At 29.8% G+C, this 24417-nt stretch carries 19 protein-coding genes and 1 pseudogene; 9 read left to right on the forward strand and 11 right to left on the reverse strand.

From position 1 onward, the window contains the following. Positions 1 to 69: 69 nt before the first annotated feature. The 8 genes from CAMP5118_RS02330 to ccsA all read left to right on the forward strand — a co-directional run bounded on the left by CAMP5118_RS02330 (position 70) and on the right by ccsA (position 10927). A complete protein-coding gene (locus tag CAMP5118_RS02330; protein WP_337216521.1) occupies positions 70 to 729 on the forward strand; it encodes a response regulator transcription factor in 660 nt (219 codons plus the stop codon). Beyond that, the gene (locus CAMP5118_RS02335; protein ID WP_337216522.1) at positions 723 to 2012 is read left to right on the forward strand and encodes a sensor histidine kinase; all 1290 of its coding nucleotides are present in this window, start codon (positions 723 to 725) and stop codon (positions 2010 to 2012) included. Before CAMP5118_RS02330 ends, CAMP5118_RS02335 begins: the two co-directional genes overlap by 7 nt. A gap of 78 nt (positions 2013 to 2090) precedes the next feature. Then, complete coding sequence (gene ftnA / locus CAMP5118_RS02340; protein ID WP_012661514.1) at positions 2091 to 2585, forward strand: non-heme ferritin; 495 nt, start codon at positions 2091 to 2093, stop codon at positions 2583 to 2585. A gap of 105 nt (positions 2586 to 2690) precedes the next feature. Then, positions 2691 to 3326: a S24 family peptidase gene (locus tag CAMP5118_RS02345; RefSeq protein WP_120759114.1), complete on the forward strand. Its 636-nt coding sequence runs from the start codon at positions 2691 to 2693 to the stop codon at positions 3324 to 3326. A 184-nt stretch (positions 3327 to 3510) separates the two neighbouring features. Continuing rightward, positions 3511 to 5448 carry a multiheme c-type cytochrome gene (locus tag CAMP5118_RS02350; protein ID WP_337216523.1) on the forward strand — a complete coding sequence of 646 codons (1938 nt, stop codon included), beginning with the start codon at positions 3511 to 3513 and terminating at the stop codon, positions 5446 to 5448. 95 nt (positions 5449 to 5543) lie between these two features. Then, positions 5544 to 7562, forward strand: a complete 2019-nt coding sequence (locus tag CAMP5118_RS02355; RefSeq protein WP_442863222.1) for a rhodanese-like domain-containing protein — start codon at positions 5544 to 5546, stop codon at positions 7560 to 7562. Positions 7563 to 7618: 56 nt separating this feature from the next. Continuing rightward, positions 7619 to 8218 (forward strand): SoxW family protein, encoded by a 600-nt coding sequence (locus CAMP5118_RS02360; protein ID WP_337216525.1) that lies wholly within the window; start codon positions 7619 to 7621, stop codon positions 8216 to 8218. 9 nt (positions 8219 to 8227) lie between these two features. Further along, positions 8228 to 10927 (forward strand): cytochrome c biogenesis protein, encoded by a 2700-nt coding sequence (ccsA, locus tag CAMP5118_RS02365; RefSeq protein ID WP_337216526.1) that lies wholly within the window; start codon positions 8228 to 8230, stop codon positions 10925 to 10927. Between the two features lies 1 nt (position 10928). Here ccsA and CAMP5118_RS02370 read toward each other — a convergent pair whose 3' ends face one another. The 10 genes from CAMP5118_RS02370 to CAMP5118_RS02415 form a co-directional block, all read right to left on the reverse strand. Further along, positions 10929 to 11153 carry a hypothetical protein gene (locus CAMP5118_RS02370; protein ID WP_263723722.1) on the reverse strand — a complete coding sequence of 75 codons (225 nt, stop codon included), beginning with the start codon at positions 11151 to 11153 and terminating at the stop codon, positions 10929 to 10931. Next, entirely contained in the window at positions 11146 to 12105 is a 960-nt protein-coding gene (lpxD, locus tag CAMP5118_RS02375; RefSeq protein WP_263725093.1) for a UDP-3-O-(3-hydroxymyristoyl)glucosamine N-acyltransferase, read from the reverse strand. Before lpxD ends, CAMP5118_RS02370 begins: the two co-directional genes overlap by 8 nt. Next, positions 12102 to 12569, reverse strand: coding sequence for an acetolactate synthase small subunit (ilvN, locus tag CAMP5118_RS02380; protein ID WP_263662467.1), 468 nt, complete (start codon positions 12567 to 12569; stop codon positions 12102 to 12104). Before ilvN ends, lpxD begins: the two co-directional genes overlap by 4 nt. After that, positions 12566 to 14275, reverse strand: a complete 1710-nt coding sequence (locus tag CAMP5118_RS02385; RefSeq protein WP_337214724.1) for an acetolactate synthase large subunit — start codon at positions 14273 to 14275, stop codon at positions 12566 to 12568. The genes ilvN and CAMP5118_RS02385 overlap by 4 nt, the downstream gene beginning before the upstream one ends. Before the next feature lie 83 nt (positions 14276 to 14358). Then, a complete protein-coding gene (locus tag CAMP5118_RS02390) occupies positions 14359 to 14916 on the reverse strand; it encodes a 2-oxoglutarate:acceptor oxidoreductase, gamma subunit (RefSeq protein WP_039626146.1) in 558 nt (185 codons plus the stop codon). Further along, positions 14913 to 15758 carry a 2-oxoglutarate ferredoxin oxidoreductase subunit beta gene (locus tag CAMP5118_RS02395; RefSeq protein ID WP_337216527.1) on the reverse strand — a complete coding sequence of 282 codons (846 nt, stop codon included), beginning with the start codon at positions 15756 to 15758 and terminating at the stop codon, positions 14913 to 14915. The genes CAMP5118_RS02390 and CAMP5118_RS02395 overlap by 4 nt, the downstream gene beginning before the upstream one ends. Before the next feature lies 1 nt (position 15759). After that, positions 15760 to 16884: a 2-oxoglutarate synthase subunit alpha gene (locus tag CAMP5118_RS02400; RefSeq protein ID WP_263706214.1), complete on the reverse strand. Its 1125-nt coding sequence runs from the start codon at positions 16882 to 16884 to the stop codon at positions 15760 to 15762. A gap of 8 nt (positions 16885 to 16892) precedes the next feature. After that, a complete protein-coding gene (locus CAMP5118_RS02405) occupies positions 16893 to 17207 on the reverse strand; it encodes a 2-oxoglutarate:acceptor oxidoreductase, delta subunit (protein WP_039668439.1) in 315 nt (104 codons plus the stop codon). A gap of 171 nt (positions 17208 to 17378) precedes the next feature. Further along, positions 17379 to 18275 (reverse strand): malate dehydrogenase, encoded by an 897-nt coding sequence (locus tag CAMP5118_RS02410; RefSeq protein WP_337216528.1) that lies wholly within the window; start codon positions 18273 to 18275, stop codon positions 17379 to 17381. Between the two features lie 18 nt (positions 18276 to 18293). Continuing rightward, positions 18294 to 20795 carry a YhdP family protein gene (locus CAMP5118_RS02415; protein WP_337216529.1) on the reverse strand — a complete coding sequence of 834 codons (2502 nt, stop codon included), beginning with the start codon at positions 20793 to 20795 and terminating at the stop codon, positions 18294 to 18296. Here CAMP5118_RS02415 and mltG point away from each other — a divergent pair. After that, positions 20782 to 21735 carry an endolytic transglycosylase MltG gene (gene mltG, locus CAMP5118_RS02420; protein ID WP_263682232.1) on the forward strand — a complete coding sequence of 318 codons (954 nt, stop codon included), beginning with the start codon at positions 20782 to 20784 and terminating at the stop codon, positions 21733 to 21735. The genes CAMP5118_RS02415 and mltG overlap by 14 nt on opposite strands. Here mltG and CAMP5118_RS08065 read toward each other — a convergent pair. Next, a pseudogene (locus CAMP5118_RS08065) lies at positions 21736 to 23256 on the reverse strand (DNA translocase FtsK); the annotation flags it as partial. Positions 23257 to 24417 lie beyond the last annotated feature (1161 nt).

The raw sequence follows: 24417 nt of genomic DNA on the forward strand, positions 1-24417 counted from the left end.
AAAAGTAATGAAAATTTAAAAAAACTTGGAAACATTTTGGATACATATATTTTTTGATATAATTTTTATATGTTAAATATTATTTTGATAGAAGATGATAAAGACTTAAATGAATTAATCACACTAAGACTTAGCCAAGAAAATATAAAAATTTATAGTTATTTTGATTTTTTTGACTTAGAAAATTTTCTAGATACAAATGAAATAGACTTAATCATCATGGATAGAAATTTACCAAGTGGCGATAGTGTAGAGATGATAAAACAATTAAGAAAAAAAGGTTATATGGAGCCTGTGATTTTTCTTAGTGCAAAGACTTTACAAAAAGATATTTTAGAAGGTTTTGAGCAAGGCTGTGATGATTATATATGCAAACCTTTTGATTTTAATGAACTTTTATTTAGAATCAAAGCCGTAACTAAAAGAAATAAAACTCCAAAAGAACAAATTTCTTATCAAGATTTTACTTTATATATAGAAGAAAGGAAATTAATTCATCAAACAAATACATTTGAAAATTTATCAACCCTAGATGTAGAATTACTCAAGTGTTTTTTTAATCACAAAAATCAACTTCTAAGCCGTCAATTTTTAAGTGAGCAAGTATGGAAAAATGACACAACAAGCGATAAGACAATCAATACAGCTATTTTAAGATTAAAACAAAAAATTCCACAAATTAAAGAGAATATCATTTCAGTGCGCTCGGTGGGCTATAAATTGTGCTAAAAATAAAAACATTTTTCCTTTTTACACTTGGATTTTTTTGTATTGCTTTTTTCATATTGTTTTATTTTTTCAATGAAAGTTATATCAATACTACGGTAAAAAACACTTACGAGCAAAAACTAAAAACACTCAATGATATTTTACAATTTCAGTTATTAGATACACTAAATTCCAACAATATCAAGCAATTTGCTCAAAATACTAGAGCAGATTTTATCATTAAACAAAATGATGATATTTTTTCATCATTAAAAGATTATTCTTATTTTCTAAATCACTTTGAATCTAATTTTACTCATGATTTTTATAAGAAAAAAGAAATTTATTTTAAAGCTTATACTTATAAAAACTATCAATACATCATCATTGTATATCCTAAAATACACTCTTTGGTGCAAAATTTTTGGATTAAAAATATTATTATTTTTTCTTTCTTTTTACTTATACTTGTTGTGTTTTATTTTGTTGTATTTAATTTTTTCAAAAATTATTTTCAAGAATTATTATTGTTTGTTAAAAGTATCAAATCAAATACTAATTTCATTTTAAAATATAATTTCGTTTATGAATTAAAAAATTTAAATTTACGCTTATTGAAAATTAAAAAATTACTCATCAAGCAAGAATTAAAAAACAAAAAACAAGCTAAAAAAATTCAAACCAAAAACACCCAACTAAGCAATGTAATCAGCGCTATATCACATGAGCTTAAAAATCCTATAAGCGTTATAGATTTGAGCTTGCAATCTTTAAAAGAAACTAATGATGAAAATATGAAATTATTTTTACTTGAAAAAATTCACAAACAAAGTGTAAAAATCAATCAACTAACACATAAACTCAATTTTGTTTTTAATCTTAATTTTAATTCTTTAAATTTAGAAAAATTTGACCTATATGCTTTAAGTAAAAATTTATTAGAAAGTTTTAGAGATGATAGGTTGAAAATTCAAGGCCAAACAAGCTTTATCATAGCGGATAAATTTCTCATAGAACAAGTTATCATTAATCTAATAGACAATGCTCTAAAATACAGTAAAAAAGAGGTACTAATCATCATAAAAAATCAAAATTTTACTATCATAGACCAAGGTATAGGCATAGAAGAAAAACACCTTAAATTTATAACAAAAAAATTCTACAAAGCAAACTCAACACACAACAACTCTTTTGGACTAGGATTGTTTTTAGTTAAAAAAATACTCACTTTACACAAAAGTTCTTTAAAAATTCAATCTAACCCGCAAAAAGGTAGTGTTTTTTCTTTTAATATTAATTTATAATTTATAAATACGCTTATTAATGTATTTTTAATGTAGTTCTAACTAATATAATAAAAAAATAATTCATAAGGAGAAAAAATGCTATCTAAAGAAGTAGTGGCTTTATTAAACGAGCAAATCAACAAAGAAATGTATGCAGCAAATTTATATTTGAGTATGAGTTCATGGTGCTATGAGCATAGCTTTGATGGTGCGGGTGCGTTTTTGTTTGAGCATGCAAGAGAAGAAAGTGATCATGCTAGAAAACTCATCACTTATTTGAATGAAACTGATTCTAAAGTAGAATTAAAAGAAGTTAAAAAACCTGATAGTGATTTTAAATCATTGCTTGATGTGTTTGAAAAAACTTTTGAGCATGAGCAAAGTATCACTGCTTCTATTAACAATCTTGTAGATTTTATGCTTTCAAGTAAAGATTATTCTACTTTTAATTTCTTGCAATGGTATGTAAGCGAACAACACGAAGAAGAAGCACTTTTTAGAGGTATAGTAGATAAAATCAAACTCATAAGCGATAATGGCAATGGCTTATACATGGTAGATCAATACATCAAAAGCTTAATTAATAAATAATTTTTAGCTTCCATGAATTTGGAAGCTAAATATCTTTTAATTTAAAAGAATTCTTGCAAAATAAAAGAAAATTTGCTAAAATGCTTTTTATTTAAAAGGATTTTTATGCAAATGAATGAAATTACTGATAAACTTAAATTTATACTCCAAAAAGAAGGCATAAAAAACGCCAAAGATTCTGATGTGGCTAAAATGCTAAATATCAATCCTGATACCTTTTATAGTATGAAATTTAGAAATTCCATACCTTATAAGCAAATACTTCATTTTTTAAATGAAAGAAATATCAATATCAATGCATTTTTTTATGAAGACTCTCTTGAGAGTAATACTCCATCACTTGATCTAAACTATAATGTTTTAAAATATTATGATGTTAATGCTTCTATGGGAGGTGGGGCTTTAAATGATAATGTAAGTTTTTCTGAAGTGATTATAGATGAAAAACTAAGTGATTTTTTTGGCTCTAAAGATTGTGATATCATCCCATGTATAGGCGATAGCATGGAACCTGAAATAAAAGATGATTCTTTATGCTTAGTAGATAAAAGTAAAAGCTTTAAAGAAGGCGGAGTTTTTGCGGTAAACACTCGAGATGGTTTGTTTATCAAACAAATTTTTAAAAGTAATAAAGGTGGGGTTTATCTGCACTCTTTTAATCTAAGCTATGCAGATGTTCATTATCAAAATGGCGATTTTTTAATCGTGGGTAAGGTAGTAGGGACTATAAGTAGAATTTAGTATTTAGCAAATAACTTCTTTTTTTCTATATGATAATTTTTTATTATTTAAATTAACAAAAAATAAATATAAATATATTTTAAGTTAATTTTTATTAAAAAATAGTCACAATTATACTTTAATAGTTAATAGATAATAAATAAGAGTATTTTTATCTTTTAACAAAACACGCGAAAGGGAAGTTATGAAACACAAATTAGCTAAGGTTGCTACCTATGCCTGTTTAGCTTTAGGCATAAGTTTAAGTTCGCAAGCTTTTGCTTCTTCAGAGCCTAGAACCCTTGATGGTTATGTAGCCCAAGAAGATGCATTTTTTGACTATCTTTACAAACATCACCCTATTTTCAAATATGAAAAGGAAGGGCGTTTGGTGGGTAAATTTACCCATAGTGATAGAACTGAAAACTGGGTTTTAAATCAAAATGGAGCTAAATTTGCTGCTGAACATGGTTTAAAACAAGCTTCTATTACTTATCGCTTGCCTTATGAATCTTTTTTGGATTTTCCAAACAAATTTGTAGGCCCAAAAAAATGCGGTGAGTGTCACCCTGCTCAATATGCCTCTTGGGAGCGTTCTCGTCATGCAAAAACCGTGCGTTTTCCGCATGAAATGGAAGAAGTTGGTGGGGCTGAAGGTTTAAAAAAACCTATGTATAATTCTCAAGCTACTATTTTACCTGATGGAATTTATCCAAATGATGTTTATGCTCTCATTGGAACACCAAGAACAAAATATGGTTTTATAGATAGATGGCTTGTGCGCGGAACTTACCATGTTGAAGATGGAAATTTGAGTGATTTAAGTGGTAAATTAACCGCCGGAGGTAATCAATTCTCAAGACTTTGGAGCGAGTTTTTAACTCCTGAAATGGCACAAAAAATAGCTGCTTTTGCACCTGGTTTTCCTACTAAAATGGAAGATTTTGGAGGAAATGGCTCTCAAGTATGGGGGACAAACTCTTATGCTGCAACTTATAAAGAAAAAGCAGTTTTCCAACCTGCTACTGCATATTGTGAAACCTGTCATACTTTTAAATTTGACTTTAAAAGTAAGGAAGAATTTTACAAAGCACTAGGTAATCCAAAAGAACTTCAAAAACATACCATCTCAAAAGGTATTACTTGCGAAGAATGCCACGGGGCTGGAGCGCATCTTTATGGAGCAAGAGGTGCGGGTATGCCATCAAATTGTGAAAGATGTCATCAAAGATTTTCATATAATGAAACCGATGCTAAAATCAATCCTAGAAAACCTTTCAATGCGTATTTTAAATCAAGTTGTCCTGCGTGTGGAACAGAAGGTGCTCAAATGTATTCTTCAGCACACTATGATAAGGGTATGAGATGTAATACTTGTCATGATCCACATGAAGTAACTTTTAATGATTGGAAAAGCGGTTATACTAAGACAAAACTTAAAAAAACTTGCAAAGATTGTCATGAAACCCAAGCAAGCTTTTTCAAAAAAGGCGGAATTCACGCAAAAGATAGCTGTACAGCTTGTCACATGCCAAATATGATGAGTTGTGAAAACTTTGGAGCGGTTCAAAACCCTGATAAAGGTGGATTTGACAATGTTAGAGCCTCTCATATATGGAATATCAAAGTAGACAAAACCGCAAAAACACTTAACCCACCAGAAGGCAAAGAAAGATCGCCTAAAGTTGGTGGTTGGACTATAGCTAGAGATGATGAGGGTAGATTTTTCCTTGATTTAATGTGGAGTTGTGGTAGAACTAGTTTTAGTGATATTAATCTAATGGGTCCTGGCGCAAGTGGTTGTCATAGCCCTGTGCAATCAACCTTGCCTGAAAAACTTCACTTTAGTAATCAAGAAATGATTTATGATAAAGTAATGGAGTGGCAAAACCCTGTTAAAGAAGGCTATGATAAAATTAGAAAAGGCATAGCAAATATTGATAAAACTTTTGCTGAAAAAACCAAACTTTCAATAGAGCAAAAATCAAAAGTGCTAAGCCTAACTAATCAAGCTCAAGCCATAGCTGATAGACTAGAAAAAGATGGTTCTTGGGGTGTTCATGGGCCTGCTTATTCTAAGAAAATCATAGAAGAAGCTTTAATTTATATCCAAGAAGCACAAAATATCCTAAATGGTAAATAAAAACAAAGGAAGAATGAAAAATTCTTCCTTAAAATAAGGAGCTAGTCTTGAAAAATTTAATCACTCGACTTTTTATTGTCCTTTTTACTCTTTTTATGCCATCAGGATTTATTTTTGCTGAGGCTAATGGAGAAATAGGTTCAATAGAAGGTGTAAAAAGCATTAGCTTAGCGCAAGCTCAAGAAATGCTAGATCAAAATAATACTTATTTTTTTGATGTCAACTCAGAGCAAGATAGACAAGCTAATGGCTATATACCTAATTCCATATCAACCTATGTGGAAAATTGGCAAAATTTATTACCTAATGATAAAAATGCAAATTTAGTATTTTATGGTTTAAATCGTTTTAGATTTGAAGCTTCTCAAGCTGCCGCAGTTGCTATAGAACTTGGCTATAAAAACTCTGTTGTAATGCTTGATGGCATTGAATCATGGATAACTTCAGGTAGAAAAGTTGAAAAAATAGACACAGTTAAATGGGAAAAAGCTAAAGAAATTATCGAATTTAAAGATACTATCCACTCAAGATTTAAATTTAGCAATACCCCATCTTGTCGTGATTGTCATGCTCAAAAAGGTAAAGGCATTAGAGCTGATATTGCAGCAAGTAAAAACTTAATCAATCAAAAATGCGCAACTTGCCATGAAAAAGCAAGTAATGCTTTGGCAAAAAGCGCTCATGGAGTAGAAAAGTTCTTACCTGCTCAAGATATGCAAAAGAAAAAAGAAAAACCATCTTGTGCGACTTGTCACTCTATTCATGTTACCCCAAAACATTCAGGAATTTATTCACAAAAACAATTAGTCGATCAAAAATGCGCACTATGCCATAAACAAAAAAGCGCAACTTTTCATATGACTTTCCATGGTAAAGGTATGTTTTTAAGCACTCCAGGTGAAACTCCAAGTGTTGCTACTTGTTCTGATTGTCATGGTAAACACAATATTTTAAAATCAAGTGAAAGAAGCTCAACTCTCTCGCCAATTAACCGTGTTCAAACTTGTAAAACATGTCACCCAAATGCAAATGAAAATTTCGTAAATTGGATGGCGCATGCTGATCATAGTGATGGAGAAAAATATCCTGGATTACATGGTGCTTATATATTTATGACTATTTTGGTGATTTCTGTATTTGTTTTCTTTGGAGCCCATACTATACTTTGGTGCTTGCGTTTAATTGCTATGCGTATAAAATACCCTAAAGAATGGAAAGAAGCAAGAAAAGCAGCACATGAAGATAAAGTAAGAGTAAGAAGATTTAGTACTTTCCATAGAATTCAACATTTCTTTATGGCAGCTAGCTTTTTGGGTCTTGCTTTCTCAGGCTTACCGCAAAAATTCTATGATTCAGCATGGGCTAAACCTATGATTGATTTAATGGGTGGAGATATCATTAACGCTGCAACCATACATCATATTTCAGCCATAGTAATGTTTGCAGTATTTTTCTCTCACATTGGAGAAATCATCATCGTAAATTGGAAACGCCGTGATGTAGCAAGGGATCCAATAACTGGCAAAATAAGCTTTATGAAAGTTTTAAAAGCTGCTTTTGGGCCTGATTCTTTAATGCCAAATTGGCAAGATTTTAAAGATATGAAAGATCATTTTAAATGGTTCTTTGGTTTTGGACCAAGACCGCAATTTGACCGCTGGACTTATTGGGAAAAATTTGATTATCTAGCAGTATTTTGGGGTATGTTTATCATTGGTATTTCAGGGCTTATTTTATGGTTTCCTGCTTTCTTTGGTAAATTTTTACCAGGTGAAGCAATCAACTTAGCAACCCTACTTCACTCTGATGAAGCTTTACTTGCTACAGGATTTATTTTTGCAATTCACTTCTTTAATACACATTTTAGAGCAGATCGCTTCCCTATGGATATGGTGATTTTCTCAGGAAGTATTAGTGAAGAAGAGATTAAACAAGAAAGAAGCGTATGGCATAAACGCTTAAAAGAAAGTGGAAAATTAAGCACTTTATATGAAAATAAAAGTAATTTCAAAGCATATCAATGGCTAGCTAAACTTGCAGGATTTGCAATGCTAATCACTGGTTTGGTATTTTTATTTTTAATGCTTTATACTTTCTTTAACACTATCTTATAACCTTATTCGCTATAATAGCGAATAAGGACTTTTCCTAACTTTTTAAAGGATTTTAAATGTTTAAAACAATACTCACACTTAGTTTTTTAAGTATTTTTTTTATAGCTTGTTCTAATGAAGAAAAACTTGATTCTAATTTAATCTCAAGCGGTACACAAATTTCTAAAGAAAATTTGCAAAAAGTAAATGATTTAGATAAAAAATCTTATGAAGAAATAGCTCATTTATTTAAAGATAATACAAATATAAAAAGTGGTGATAAAAATATTTTAATCATTTTCAGCTCAAATCATTGTCTTTATTGTGATAAATTAAAAGAAGAAATTAAAAATGATAAAAAAATACAAGAACTTATAAAAGAAAAATACAGCTCATACTATATAAATATAAGCTATAAAAAAATTCATACATTTTATAAAAACCATAAAAGCGACTTAAGTACAGCTGAACTTTCTAGTATTTATGATATAGTAGCCACCCCTACTATTGTAATTTTAAACAAAAACAGCCAAACTTTGCTAAATTATCCTGGTTTTATTAGCGCAAAAAGATTAAGCGCCACAATGGAGTTTTTAAACCAAAAAGAAAATCAAAATTTAGACGAAGCAACCATAGCACAAAAACTTATACATTTTTATAAAGAAAATAATATTTAAAGGTTAAAAATGCAGTATTTTTTTTCTTTTGCAATGAGTTTTTTACTAATGAGCATATATGCTATAGCTTGCGCTGTAGCAACTTTCATAGAAAATGATTTTGGTATTAGCGCAGCTAAAGCTTTGATTTATAATAATGCTTGGTTTGATATGTTACATTTATTACTAAGTTTAAATTTAATCGGAGTGATATTTTATAACAAGCTTTTTCAAAAGAAAAAATACTCTATCTTACTTTTACATTTATCTTTTATAGTGATTTTAATCGGTGCTGGACTTACTAGATATTTTGGCTTAGAGGGTGGAATGCATATAAGAGAAAATCAAAATTCTAACACCATAGTTACTAGAGAAGAATTTATAAAAATTACTAATTTTGATACTAATGCTAGTTTTGAATTTCCTATTAGCTTTACCCCGCTAACTCAAAAGCATTTTGAAAAAACTATAGACCTAAATGGCGAAAAATTAATCATAAGCTCTATCAAATATACTCCACAAAAAGATTCTATCACACCTGCTAGCTTAAAATTAAATATTACTTATCAAAAAGCAAATACACAAATAATCTTAAATCCAAATTTTACAAACAAACAAGCAGTGCATTTTAACTTACAAGGAAAAGATTTTACTATCAATTGGGGACCAAGAGAAATTAAGCTTCCTTTTGCATTACACTTAAAAGATTTTATACTAGAGCGTTATTTAGGCTCTATGAGTCCATCTTCTTACACTTCAAAAATTCAAATCATAGATGAGCAAAATAATATTAACTTAGATTATGATATTTTTATGAATAATGTTCTTGATTATGGTGGATATAGATTTTTTCAAAGCTCTTATGATCAAGATGAGCAAGGCACTATACTTTCAATCAATAAAGATCCTGGTAAAATCCCTACTTATATAGGTTATACTTTATTGATTTTAGGATTTTTATGGGTTTTATTTGATAAAAACTCAAGGTTTCATCGTTTAAGTGTTTATTTAAAAAAAGGCCAAAGTTTTATATTGCTTATTTTGCTTTTTGCAAATTTACAAACTCCGCTTTTTGCACAAGAAAATAAAAATGAAATTTTAAATTTACTCTCAAATTTACAAAAGAATTCCTATGAGCATTCTTTAAATTTTGCAAAATTACTTGTGCAAGATCATAATGGTAGAATCAAACCTTTAGATACTTTGGCAATGGAGTTTGTTTATAAAATCACTCAAAAAGAAAAATTTTTAAATCTTCACTATGATCAAATTTTTCTAGCTATGATGATTTATCCTAAAGAATTTAGAAAAATCAAAATGATAGCTACAAAAACAAGCAAACTAAGAGAATTAATAGGTGCAGATATAAATGAAAAATACATAGCATTTGATGATGTGTTTGATAATGGGATATATAAACTTAGTAATTATGTTGAGGAAGCTAACCGCAAAAAGCCCTCGCTAAGAACTAGCTTTGATAAAGATTTGCTAGCCTTAGATGAAAAAATAAATCATGCATATTATATTTATAGCGGTCAAGCTTTAACTATTTTTCCTGATATTAATGAGCAAAGTTTAAAGTGGTATTCTCCGGTGCAAATTTTACCTTTTGCAAAAGAAGATGTAGAGCGTTTACAAATGCTTTTAGTTAGCTATTTTTTACAAGTTCGTAATGGTGTTGAAAATAATCAATGGCAAGATGCAAATGAAATTTTACAATCCTTAAAAGACTTTCAAAATCATTATGGAAGCAGTGTTTTACCACCAAAAGAAAGATTAGATCTTGAAATACTGCTTAATCATTATAATATCTTTGATAATCTAACTTTTGTTTATATTAGCTTTGCGTTAGTTTTTTTCTTTTTAAGTTTTTATACTATATTAAAAAATATTTCTTTATCTGCCTTTGTATATAGATTTTTTTACATCATTTTAAGTATGTGTGTAATCATACATGCACTAGCTTTAATCATTCGTTGGTATGTAGGTGGGCACGCTCCTTGGAGTAATGCTTATGAAAGCATGATTTACATAGCTTTTGCTTGTGTGATAAGTGCTGTGATATTTTTTAAAAAATCACTTTTAGCTTTATGTAGTGCGAGCTTTTTAGCAGGTATTTCACTTTTTGTAGCTCATCTTGGCTTTATGGATCCTCAAATTGGAAATCTAATACCTGTTTTAAAATCATATTGGCTTAATATTCATGTTTCTATTATAACAGCAAGTTATGGATTTTTAGCACTTTGTTTTATTATAGGGATTTTGAGTTTAATTCTTTTTGCTTTAAGGGGTAAAAATAAAAATATAGATTTAAACATCACCAAACTACACTGCGTTAATGAAATGTCCATGATAATAGGGCTTGCAATGCTTACAATAGGAAATTTTTTAGGCGGAGTTTGGGCTAATGAAAGCTGGGGAAGATATTGGGGTTGGGATCCAAAAGAAACTTGGGCTTTGATTTCTATTGTAGTTTATACCATGGTATTACATTTAAGATTTATTTTCAAAACTTATTTTATTTTTGTTTTTGCAAGTGCTAGTGTTTTAGCCTTTTATAGTATATTAATGACTTATTTTGGAGTAAATTTTTATCTCTCTGGGCTTCATTCTTATGCAAATGGCGACGCCTTCCCTATACCAACTTTTATATATGTTTTGATTGTGCTTAATTTTGTTTTAATTATTAGCGCAGGAAGAAAACGGGATTTAAATACGCCTAGTTTTTAAACTAGGCTTTGTTTTTTTCTATTTCTTGAAGTGCTAGGATAAGATCTTTTAAATTTTCATAAGGAATATGAACTTTCCAATCTATTCCATTTTCCTTTTTTAAAGCCACACCTATGCTTAAGACATCATTACTTCCTACACCATAAGGATTAGAAAGATTACAAAGACTTATTTCTCCACTTTTACTACCATGTAATTCTATAGTTTTAAATATTTTTTTACTCATGTTTATCCCTAAAAGCTGTGATAATTTTTGCTTGAAATTTCAACCAATCTTTTTGAAGCATAATAGGAAAACCACCATAAACCCTAGCACCTTCTAAATTTTTAGTGACCCCGCCTCTTGCGGCTATGGTGGCAAAATCTCCTATTTCTAAATGCCCACTTGTAGCACTTTGTCCACCCATAGTGACATTTTTACCTAAAATACTTGAACCCGAAATTCCACTTTGAGCTACTATAAGACAATTCTCCCCTATTTCACAATTATGTCCTACTTGAACGAGATTGTCAATCTTTGTACCTTGCTTTATGATAGTACTTTCAAAAACTGCTCTATCAATAGTCGTACAAGCTCCAACTTCTACAAAATCTTCTAAAATAACATTTCCATTATGATAAATCTTATAATGCTCGCCATTTTTTGTATGCGCATAACCAAAGCCATCACTACCTATAACACAATTTGCCAGCAAATGGCATTTTTTACCTATTTTAGTGTCATTATAAATCACAGCATTTGGATGGATTATAGTATATTCACCTATACTTACATTATCGCCTATATAAGCACCTGCCATTATCACTACATGATCAGCTATTTGGACATTTTCGCCTATATAAACATTTGGCATAATCTTAGCACTTTTGGCAATATTAGATTGTTTTTTTTCACTAGAGATTAAAGGTTTAGCAAAAAGCTTACTTAAAAGCGCAAAAGATAAATGTGGATTATCAACAACTAGCTTAATACAATCTTTTGAAACTAAATTTTCAAATTCTTTGGAGACTAATATAGCCCCAGCTCCACTACTTGCAATTTTTTTAGAGTTTTTTTCTCCATCACAATAACTAAGTTCAGTAAAACTTGCATTATTCAAAGAATTCAAAGCTGTAATTTCTATATCTTCTCCGCAATATTCTATGCCTAAAAATTTAGCAATTTCACTAATTTTCATTTTACCTCCATTAAAATAGAACCACTTCTAACTACACTAATAGGATTATACTTTTTCATGGTTTTTAAAAAGTTATCGATATTTTTTGCATTATCACTTGCCATTACTATAATAAACTCATCATCACTATAAGTTACACTGCCATTATAAGCTTTTAATATAGCATCTAAGCCTGCAAAATTTTCACTTAAAGCAATCTTTACCAAGGCTGTTTCTTTTTCTATAAAATCACTAGAATCAATTACCTTATAAGTAGGTATGAGTTTATGAAGTTGTTTTATGATTTGTTCAAAAACTTTTTCATCGCCTAAAGTAACGATATTTATCCTTGAGAATTCTTTATCATCAAGTGGAGCAACAGTAAGAGATTCTATATTATAACCACGTCCTGAAAAAAGCCCAACAACGCGTGATAATACCCCATGCTCATTTAATACAATGACAGAAATTACTCTTCTTTTCATTTTTTATCCTTGTTTTTATAGCTAGGTAAAATCATATTATAAATAGCTCCACCTGCAGGCACCATAGGTAATACATCTTCATAACGATCTATAGCCACATTTAAAACACAAGTTTTTTTAGATTCTAAGGCTGTTTTGAAAGCTTTTTGAAATTCTTCTTTATTAAAGACATTATAACCCTCACAATGAAAACCTTTAGCAATAGTAATAAAATCAGGTTGACTTGTTAAATCTGTATTAGAAAATCTTTCTTTATAAAACATACTTTGCCATTGTCTTACCATGCCTAAAAAAGAATTATTTAAAATGATATTAATCACTTTAATTCCATAAGCACTTGCTGTCATTAGTTCTTGGATATTCATTAAAAAAGAACCATCGCCTACGAAATTTACCACCACTTCTTCACCCACAGCTAATTTAGCTCCAAGTGCAGCTGGTAAAGAATAACCCATAGTTCCTTGCCCACCGCTTGTTGCAAGTTGTCTTGCATAATTAAAAGGATAAAATTGTGCTACCCACATTTGATGTTGCCCTACATCAGTAATTATCCTTGCATCAGGAGCTAATCTAGCACATTCTTCTATAACCCATTGAGGTTTTAAAACTTCATCACTATCTTCATAGATTAAAGGATATAACTGCTGATATCTTTGTAAAGTTTTAAACCATTCTTGGTATTTTGTATTATCAAAACTTTCTTTTTTTAATTCTTCTAAGGTATCTAAAATAACACTTTTAATATCCCCAACTATAGGAAAATGTGCTTCGATGATTTTAGAAATAGAGCTTGGATCTATATCAATATGAACGATTTTTGCACCCTTAGCAAACTCACTTGTTTTACCAGTAATCCTATCATCAAACCTAGCACCCACAGCAATGAGCAAATCACACTCACTTAAAGCAATATTTGCACAATAACTCCCATGCATACCTGCCATTTTTAAATTAAGCTTATCATCACTTCTTAAAGTCCCTAAAGCCATTAAAGTTTCAACTGCAGGAATTTGACAAAAATGAATTAATTCCCTCAACTCATCACTAGCATTAGAAGCTATACAACCACCGCCTAGGTAAAATAAAGGTTTTTGAGCATTTTTAATCAAACTTACCAATTTTTTAATTTGCTTAATATTTCCTTTATAAGTTGGCTTGTAAGTTTTCATAGAAATTTCTTTAGGGTAATGCCATTTACCTATAGCAGCAGTAACATCTTTAGGTATATCAATATGCACAGGCCCTTTTCTACCTGTTGTTGCAATATAAAAAGCTTCTTTTAAAATTTTAGGTAATTCTTCAATATTTTTTACTAAATAATTATGCTTTACACAAGGTCTTGAAATACCTATAGCATCGATTTCTTGAAAGGCATCTGTTCCTATTAAAGAATTTGCAACTTGAGCTGAAATTAAAACCAAAGGTATAGAATCACTATAAGCAGTAGCTAAACCTGTAACTGTATTAGTAAAACCAGGTCCACTTGTAACTACTGCCACACCAACCTCACCACTCATTCTAGCATAAGCATCAGCACTATGTAAGGCCGCTTGCTCGTGTCTAACTAAAATGTGTTTAAAATGAGTTTGCTTATAAATTTCATCATAAATATTTAAAGCCGCACCACCAGGATAACCAAAAACTACTTTAACATTTTCTTCTTTTAATGCTTCACAAATCATTTGCGAGCCATTTAGCTCTTTCATTATTTTACCTTTTTGCTTAAAATGGAAAATATTATAACGATAATTTAATAAATATTATTTTATAAGGAGAGTTTCTTGAAAAATCAAGAAACTACTTGTGCTTTTTTAGCGTATTCTATACCTAAATCAAAAGCTTTTGCATTTGCTTCTTTAGTTTTTGCAGGCACCATATCAAGCATAGTTTGTTTTAATGCATCAATATCAATACATTTGCTCATATAAGCAGCTATAGCCAAAGCAACAACTGATTGAGTGGCTACATTCCCTACTTCTTCTTTAGCTATAGTAATAATAGGAATTTCAAAAATTTTCCATCTAGCATAATCTTCTTTGCTTGGATGAACTAAATTTGGCTCTACAACTATAACACCGCCATCACAAACACCATCTTTGAAACTATGATAACCCTTATCAGCAGTTGAAAGCATAAAACTAACTTCACCTTCTACTGCATAAGGAAAAAAGATTTCACTTTCATCAATGATAATATCAACCTTAGTTGGTCCACCTCTAACTTGAGAAGTATAAGTAGAAGCTTTAAAAGCATTGCGTCCTTCTTTAATGGCAGCTTTAGCTAAAATTTCACCTGCAGTGATAACCCCTTGTCCACCTTCACCGCAAAATCTTAATTGATATTTCATTTTAATGCTCCTAAATCAACCATTCTTTTTTCTTTCAAGGCTCTTCTAACTTCTTCATAAGCCTCACAATATTCTACCTTGCTTTCATCTTGATGCAAAATTCCTGTAGGGAATTTATCTGCTCTTTGCTCATAGTCTAATTGTTCAAATTTAGACTTATCCACACAACGATTTTTAATCCAATCAAGCATGCTTACAGCTTCACCCATTTTATTTTTTCTACCAAGATTAATATGGCAGTTTGAAAATACATCTACAAAACTATAACCTTTGTGTGATAAAGCTTTAAAAATGATATTTTCAAGTTTATTTGCCTCAATAACATTTGTTCTTGCTACAAAAGAAGCCCCAGCTGCTTTAGTAAGTTCACAAGCGTCAAAATTTGGATCAATATTACCTGCTTGAGCTGTAACAGTGTAAAAGCCTTGTGGGGTAGTTGGTGAAGTTTGTGAATTTGTAAGACCATAAATAAAATTATTAATTAAAATATGAGTTAAATCTATATTTCTTCTACATCCATGGATAGTGTGATTTCCACCAATTGCTAAAGTATCACCATCCCCACTTACTACGATTACATGTTTTTTAGGATTTGCCAGTTTAATCCCTGTTGCATAAGCAATAGCTCTACCATGGGTGGTATGCACTGTATTACAATTTACATAAGAACTCATTCTACCACTACAACCTATACCAGAAACTAAGCAAACATCATCCATATTCCAGCCAAGTTTTTGAATGGCCCTAATAATAGCTTTTAAAACAACTCCATCCCCACAACCCCAGCACCATTGTGTTGGAAGTTTATCCACTCTTAAATATTCATCGTAATTAAAAGCCATTTTACATATTCTCCTTTACTTTAGCAATAATTTCACTTGGGGTTATAGGGCGACCATTTGCACGGTGTAAGCTAATAAAATCATCTCTTTTGCTTACTCTTTGAATTTCTTCTAAATATTGCCCCATATTAAGCTCGCTAACCATAACTTTTTCAAATTTAGATACCACTTGAGCTATTTTTTTCTCAGCTACTGGATAAAGCGTGATAGGTCTAAAAAGCCCTACTTTTACACCCTCTTCTCTAAGTCTTAAGATAGCTTCTTTAGCAGATCTTGCAACGCTTCCATAAGCAATGATTAAAAACTGCGCATCATCACACATAAACTCTTCATAAGTACAAATTTCATCGGTATTATTTTTAATCTTACCAAACAATCTTTTCATATTTTTATCTACTATCGCTCCATCTTCGGTTGGAAAACCTATATCTCCATGATGAAGTCCTGTGATATGATAACGATAACCTTCAAAGAAAGGATTTAGTGTAGCAGCTTCATTTTCCCCTGCCGCATAAGGTTTATAATCTTTTTTATCTCCTGTAAATTTTTTACGGTTAATAATTTCTAATTCTTCTAAATCAGGTAATTTAGCCTTACCATTCATATGTCCTATGGTTTCATCTAAAAGCAAAAATACCGGAGTCATGTATTTTTCAGCTAAATTAAAAGCTCTAATAGTTTCAGTGTAAGCTTCCTCTAATGAAGCAGGAGCTAAAGCTATACTTGCATAATCTCCATGTGTTGGAGCTTTTGCTTGAAACAAATCTCCTTGTGCAACTCTTGTTGGAAGACCAGTGGATGGACCACCTCTCATAACATTTACAATTACTAGTGGAATTTCAGCTATAAAACCCAAACCAATTTGCTCAGCTTTTAAAGAAATTCCAGGTCCACTACTTGCTGTCATAGACTTAACACCACTCATAGAAGCACCCAAAGCCACACTAATACCTGAAATTTCATCTTCCATTTGTATAAAAGTACCATCATTTTTTGGTAGCATATGGCTTAATTCATGTGCTATTTCAGAACTTGGGGTAATTGGATAACCACCAAAAAATTTACAGCCACAATCAATCGCAGCTTTTGCTACTAAAACATTACCTGTTGATATCACTTCTCTCATTGTTTTTCCTATGCGTTTAATTTTTTATATTTATTTTCTTTAACAGCTTGTGCTCTTTCTTTGGCTTCTGGCGTAAGCTTTGCAAATTTAAACTCATCTCTTTTTGCAACAAAAATTGCAAAATCAGGGCAGTGACTTTCACATTCACTACAGCCTATACAAGAATCAGGATGAACCACTTCTATCATCTGTCCTAATACTGCACTGATTTCATCTCTCATTGCTAAAACTCCAGCTGGACAATAGCTAACACAGATATTACAAGCTTTACATCTTGCTTCATCAACCCAAACCGGTGTATTTTCTGGGGCTACCATTAAAATTCCTTTCTAATTTTTTGTTATTTTTAATGATTTTTTATCAAAAGTTATTTTTAAAACAAACTTTTTATTATAGCGAATTTATAGCATGAGTAAATATTATTTAAAATATAAAGTAAAACAAATAGGTATTTATAACGCAAAGTAACATTAGGAGTAAAAAACTCCTAAAAATTATTTATAATTATACTGAATGAGAGAATTTTCTAATGCAATTTGTTCTTGATTGTCTAATTTTAACTCCAAAATTTCAAGCACCCCATCAAGACTTATCCTTGCCATAGCACCAAAAGCTTTTTCTTTTATGCCGTATTCTCCATCTAAAATTATACATATTGGTAAAAATTCTCCACTTTTTAAAGCCTCTATCATCCTCACACAAGCACTTGCAGGGGCTAAATATGCTGAAGTTTTTAAGTGTTTAATAATTTTAGCACCACCGGTTTTAACTTCTTGTTCTATTTGAGCAAGATCATATTCATTTAAAACCTCATTTAATGCTTTGTTTTGAACTTTACTTTGAGATTTTACTAAAACCATGCTATCATTGTGAAAACCTATAAGCTTAGTATCTATACAAGAAGTTTTTATATTTAATTTTTTACCAACTTCATATTTAAATCTAGCATTATCCAAAACACCTGCCATAGCAATGATTTTTTTTGATGAAAATAATTTACTTTCATAAAGAGCATTAAGTAAAAAATCTACAGGATTGCTTACTATAATAAACAAAGGATCGTTGTTAAATTTTTTAATATTATTGGCACACTCAAGCATAATTTTAGCATTAATAGCAAAAAGCTCATCCCTACTTTGACCTTCTTTTCTAGCTACTCCCGCACCAAAAACAACCACTTGAGAATCTTTTGAGTGCGCATAATCATCCGTGCAAGTTATTTTAATATCAAAATTAAAAGCAGCTATGCTCTGACTTAATTCCAATTCTCTAGCAAAAAGCAAATCTTTATTAATATCAATCAAAACAAGCTCATCAACCAACTCTCTTAAAATCAAAGCATAAGCAGTACTTACACCAACATTTCCTGCGCCTATGATAGTGATTTTCATTTTTTCTCCTTTTTGCGTTTATTTCACTAAATTAGCTGGTAATTCAAAAATATTTTTAATTAAATGATAAGGAAGTTGCAAGCTTTGTGCAATAAGCTGGGTCTTAAATTCAGGTTCATCCACTGTTCCACTTAATTTAATTTGTGTACTAATTTGCCTATCTTTACCTAATATAATTTGATTGATAATTGGAACTTTGGAAATAACCGAACTGGCTGATTTTAGCGTTCTAAGTTCTAATAAACCATCCACTTGATTGCTTCTTAAATTGATTTTAACTTGACCTAACACATCTGCACTATCACCATTAAAATTAAGTGCGTCTATTTCAAAAAGATCTTTTTTACGATTAAAACTTATACCAGCATTTTCAACACTAAAGCCTTTTTCATTAAAGGTAGGCGCCTTAAATAAAATTAAACTAGGTATGGTATCAATAAAACTTAAAAGCTGTTGATGAAATTTCAAATCTTTTAAATAAGTATCTTTAAATAAGAACTTACCTTTGAAAAAATCAGTACTATTGCCATCTACATAAAGATTAAACTCACCTTTTTCAAAAACATTTTGGCGCATAAAGGTGTTTAGAAAATCATCATCCATTTTTAAAGCTCTAATTTGCATTTGATTTTCTTTAAACAAAAAATCAAATCTAGATTCATTTCTATTTGCCCAAGCTTTTACGGAATCTTTTTTAATTTTAGCGTCAAATTGATCAAAATCTAAGGTTTTATTAAAATCTTTTAAAATCAAATCTATATTTTTACCACTAATATTATAAGTTGAATTTTCAAGAGTATCTAAAGTATTTTCCGTATCTTGTTGAGAAATCAATAAATTAATATTATTTAAAGTAATATTTACATCATCATTGTCTTTTTGTGCAAAAATACTACCACTTGCACTAGTTAAATTAAAATCATCACCTTTTATTTTTATGCTAAAACTATCATATTCATAAGGATTGTTATCTTTATAGAGTAAAAATGATTCAAAAGTAGTATTATTAATATCTACATTAAAATCTTGGAAATTCAAAGTGTTTAAAGATAATTCCCCATCATGCACATTATTTTTTTGCATTAATTTAGAATAATTTTTATATTTTGCAAGTTTTTCAACAAAAACAGACATACCTTTATCAAAATTTAAAGTTGTAGTAAATTCTTTATTATATAAACTAATATTTTTGTCAAAATCAAGGCTTAAATCAAGAAATTTATTTTCCATTTTTAAGCTCTCTTGTGGTAATTCTAAGTTTGTTATAAAGGTTTTAAAATCACCTTTTTTTTGCTTCAAATCAACACTTGCATTAAAATCACCATTAATCATGCTACTTTGCACGCTTGCATTTTGTATATCTAGCTTATCTTTTTTTAAAGTAAGATTTGCTTGAGTTATCTTAAAATCACTTATATTTATATTTGAATTAATAATATTAAAACTACCATTATAAGTAATTTTCTCAGGATGATCAAAAGGAATTTTCAGTGTTAAATCAGTCTTTGTGACACCATTATTTTGCAAAAATGGTAATTTTATATCATATAAAAGCAAAATTTTATTAACCCTATAATCAGCTCTAGCATTATCACTTTTAATACGTATATAAATTCCTGCTTTTTCATTTAACATATTATCTATATAAATTTGACTTTGAGTTAAATCATAATTATTAAAACGCAAATCATCATAAATAAAATCAAGTCTTTGTTTAGCAAATTCAAGTCTTACAAAAGGACTTACGATAGGATCTATGCCTTTATCTAAAACTACTTTTAAATTATTTACATAACCTTTGGCATTGATATCGTTTAAATAATATCTATGCTTTCCAAAGTCTGCAAAACCGCTTAATTTTTCTATAAAATAAAAATCAGCCTTTACCTTACCACCCACCCAAAGAGCAAGATTAGAAGGCAAATGCACTCCATTTTCTACTAAAATATCAAAAATTTGCGAAATATTATTTGAACTGATATTTTCTAATTCATAAGCAATCTCTTCTCTTTTGAGTGAAAATTTAACATCACTTTTTAAAAAATCACTATCGATTTTACCTTTAAAAGTATAAAATTTTGTCTTAGGATTAATAAGTAAGGAGCCAATTATGCTAAGATTATGATCTTTTAAAAGAAAATTATCAATATTAGCTTGTATATTTTTATCACTAATTTTTAAATTCACTTTTACTAAAAGATTTTTACTGTTTACAAAAAATAAATTATTTTTATAAATTAACTCCACAGGATAGTTATTGATAAACATTTCATCAATATTGATTTCTTGAAAAAACCAATAAATATATTTTACATCTTTAATAAGCTGCACAGCTTTACTTGCGCTAGTTTCATTTTGAGCACTTTGACTTTGAGAATTTACTACGACTTTTTTAGCATTTAAAATGAGTTTTTTATCTAATTTAATATATAATTTCTCTAAATTAATAGAAGAAAATTCTAATTTTTCTATGTAAATTCCATTTTTGAGGTAAATAAACAAAGCAATGAAAAGTATCATAGGTAATGCTAAAAATTTAAGAATTTTTTTAATATGTTGTGACTTGATTTTAATTTTTCTTTTATCCATTTTTTATTATCTACTTTTACCTATAAAAACAAACTCTGTGGTTTTTATACCACAAGGTTCTGTTAGCAAGATTATAACGCAATTAGATAAAAATAACTATAAAATGAGCAGTATCGATAAATATACTTTATATTTTTTGGGCCATCCACAATCTGGCTGGATAAATATAGGCACAAAAGAACTAAATAGAGCTGAATTTTTACATAAGCTTACCGTCGCTAAGGCAGCGCTTGAAACTATTACTTTAATTCCTGGAGAAACGACTGAAATTTTCTTTGAAGAATTAGCACCGAAGTTAAATTTAAATGTTAAAATCTTAATGCAGGAATTTTACAAACAAAGTCCTTTTAAAGAAGGTATGCTTTTTCCTGAAACTTATAAAATTCCAAAAGGTATCACAGAAGAGCTTTTGGTAAAATATCTTTTGGCTTACTCTGTAAGTGAATTTAAAAAGCTTTCTTATAAAATTTTTAGAGAATATAATGAAAAAAAATGGCATGAGTATATCATCATAGCTTCCATTATACAAAAAGAAGCAGCGAGTAATGAAGAAATGCCTATAGTTTCATCTGTAATTAGAAATCGTTTAAGAAAAGGTATGAAGCTTCAAATGGATGGAACATTAAATTATGGAAAATACTCTCATGAAAAAATCACTCCACAAAGAATAAGATCAGATAATAGTTCTTACAATACTTATAAATTTAATGGCATACCAAAAGAAGCTGTATGCAATGTTTCATTTGAAGCTATCAAGGCAGCTATTTTTCCTGCTAAAACAGAATATTTATACTTTGTAAGAGATAAAAAAACTAATAAGCATATTTTTACCTCTACTTTAAAAGATCATAACAAGGCAATAAGAAATTGATTATAAAATTTCTCTTTGGCCTTTTGCATCAGGTTCGCTTAAAACACCTGTTTGTGAAAGTTGTTCTATGATATTTGCTGCGCGGTTATAGCCTATTTTTAAGCGTCTTTGCAAATAAGAAATACTAGTTTTTCTATCTTCTAAGATTACAGCCTTTGCTTCTTCATAAAGTTCATCTAAATCCCCATCATCAAATTCACTTCTTTTATAAACTCCATCTTGGCTATCATCTTTTAAAAAGCTCTCATCATATTCTACTACTTGTTGAGCTTTTAAAAACTCTACTATATTTTCTATTTCATTTTCGCTTGCAAAAGGCGCATGCAAACGCACTAAGCCACTCATACCAGGAGGGGTAAATAAACAATCCCCGCGCCCTAGTAAGCTTTCAGCACCCATAGAATCTAAAATAACCTTAGAGTCTATCTTTTGCCCTACTTTATAAGAAATTCTACTTGGTAAATTTGCTTTTACAACCCCAGTAACAACATCTACTGAAGGGCGTTGTGTAGCTACGATTAAGTGAATTCCACTTGCTCTTGCCATTTGCGCTAAACGACCTATATAAAACTCAACATCCTTACCCGCAGTCATCATTAAATCAGCCAACTCATCAATAATCACTACAATAAATGGCAAGATTTCCCCACCTTGTTCTTTGATTTTTTCATTGTAATTTTCTATATTTTTAGTTTTTGCTTCAGCCATCAAACGATACCTGCGTTCCATTTCAGCTACCATATTTGATAAAGCATTTACCGCCTTTTTAGGATCAGTAATTACCGGTGTAAGTAAATGTGGAATATCATTATAAATACTAAATTCAAGCATTTTTGGATCTATCATCATAAGTCTTAAGGTTTTTGGTGAATTTCTATAAAGCAAAGATAAAAGCATAGAGTTAATTCCCACACTTTTACCACTTCCTGTAGTTCCTGCTATTAAAAGATGAGGAAGCTTTTTAAGATCTGTGATGAAAGGATCACCTACTATATCTTTACCCAAAGCTATGGTTAAAGGTGAGCTAGAATTTTTAAATACCTCACTTTCTAAAATTTCTCTTAAGTAAATCGTATCGATTTTTTCATTTGGAACTTCAATTCCCACTACATCTTTACCTGGGATTGGAGCTTGAATTCTTATAGTTTGAGCTTTTAAAGCCATAGCTAAATCATCTTGTAATGATAAAATTTTACTTACTTTAACATCTGCTGCTGGGCGAAATTCAAAAGTAGTTACAACAGGACCCGTGTAAGTTCTAACTACATCGCCACCTATTTTAAAGCGTCTTAATTTTTCCAATAAATCATAAATTTTTCTATCTATTTCTTCTTCATTTATCTCGCTTTTACCTTCTTTTGGCATAGTTAAAAAATCTAAAGGTGGTAAAGAAAAATCCTTTGGTTTTTCAAAATTTCCAAAATCAAGATCTTTCAACAAGGCTTTGTTTTCACTCACTTCATTAGTGATAGAATGGTGTGTTTTATTTTCTATTACTTCTATTATAGGCTCTTGGGTAATCTCAAATGGAATTTTTTCTTCCTTAACTTCATTTTGTGCTTCTTCTACTACAAAAGGACTTTCATAGTTTCTTTTACTTCTTAGCTCTTCTATACTAATAGGCTTAGCAAAATCATCTTCACTAAAATCAAGTTCTTTCACTTCATTTTGCGGAATAAAATCTTCATCTTTAAATTCTTTTACCCCTAAAAAGCTAGTTTTGTTTTGAATTTTTTTAAACCCAGCTTCTTTTTGTGCTTCTATAGCGTTTAATTCTTCAATTTTTTTAAAATCCTCATTAAGTTCTTCTAAAATTTTTTCTTTTTGTAAAGCTTTATACTCTTCTAGTAATTTAGCTTTTTGTAGCATTTGCTCACGCTCTTTAAGCTCTTTGGCAAATAAAGAATTTTCTTCTATCACTTCTTCTTTGTTTTCATTTAAGTCCATATTACGTCTTTTGTAACTTGGCTCATCTAAATTTTTACTTTTTAAGGTTTGAGTATAAATATCTTCACTATTGTTTTTATATTTTGACAAATACTCTTCAGGGGTCATTTCATCTTCCTTTATATTTATTTGACTAGCTTTTTGAGCAAAACTTGCGATAGGCTCTGAAAGCTCATGAATATAACTTGAGCTTAATTTTTTATCCTCTTCGCTAATTATCACTTCTTCTAATTCTTGATTTTTCAAATCTTCAAGATTGAATTTTTTATTTTCTTGAACCTCTTGTTTTGACAACTCTTCTTTCTCAATGAGTTCTTCTTTTTTTTCTTTAATTAAAAGCTCTTGCTTAAGTTTTTCTTGCTCTTCTTTGGTTTCATTTTCATACTTATCACCACCAAAAAAGCCAAAAATTTTATTTTTAATTAAAGTTTCAAGTTTTAAATAAAAATCAAAATCAAGATCTATTTTAAACACTTCTTTGATAATTTGCGGAAAAGAAATACTAAAAGCAAAAGCTAAAAGCAAAATCACCAAGATTAAGCTACCTATTTTTCCAAAAAGTCCATCTAAAATCACAAACATAGCAGAAGCTATATAACCTTTATCTTGCAAAAATGCTGAAGCAAAAATAAGCGAAGCAAAAATGCAAGTAAAGATAGCTACACTAAATCTACGCTCAATAAGTTCAAAGTTATAATCATTTTTATATAAAAGATAATTAAACCAAAAAAAGAC

It is taken from the genome of Campylobacter sp. LMG 7929 (genome assembly GCF_024723595.1).
Taxonomy (GTDB): Bacteria; Campylobacterota; Campylobacteria; order Campylobacterales; family Campylobacteraceae; genus Campylobacter_D.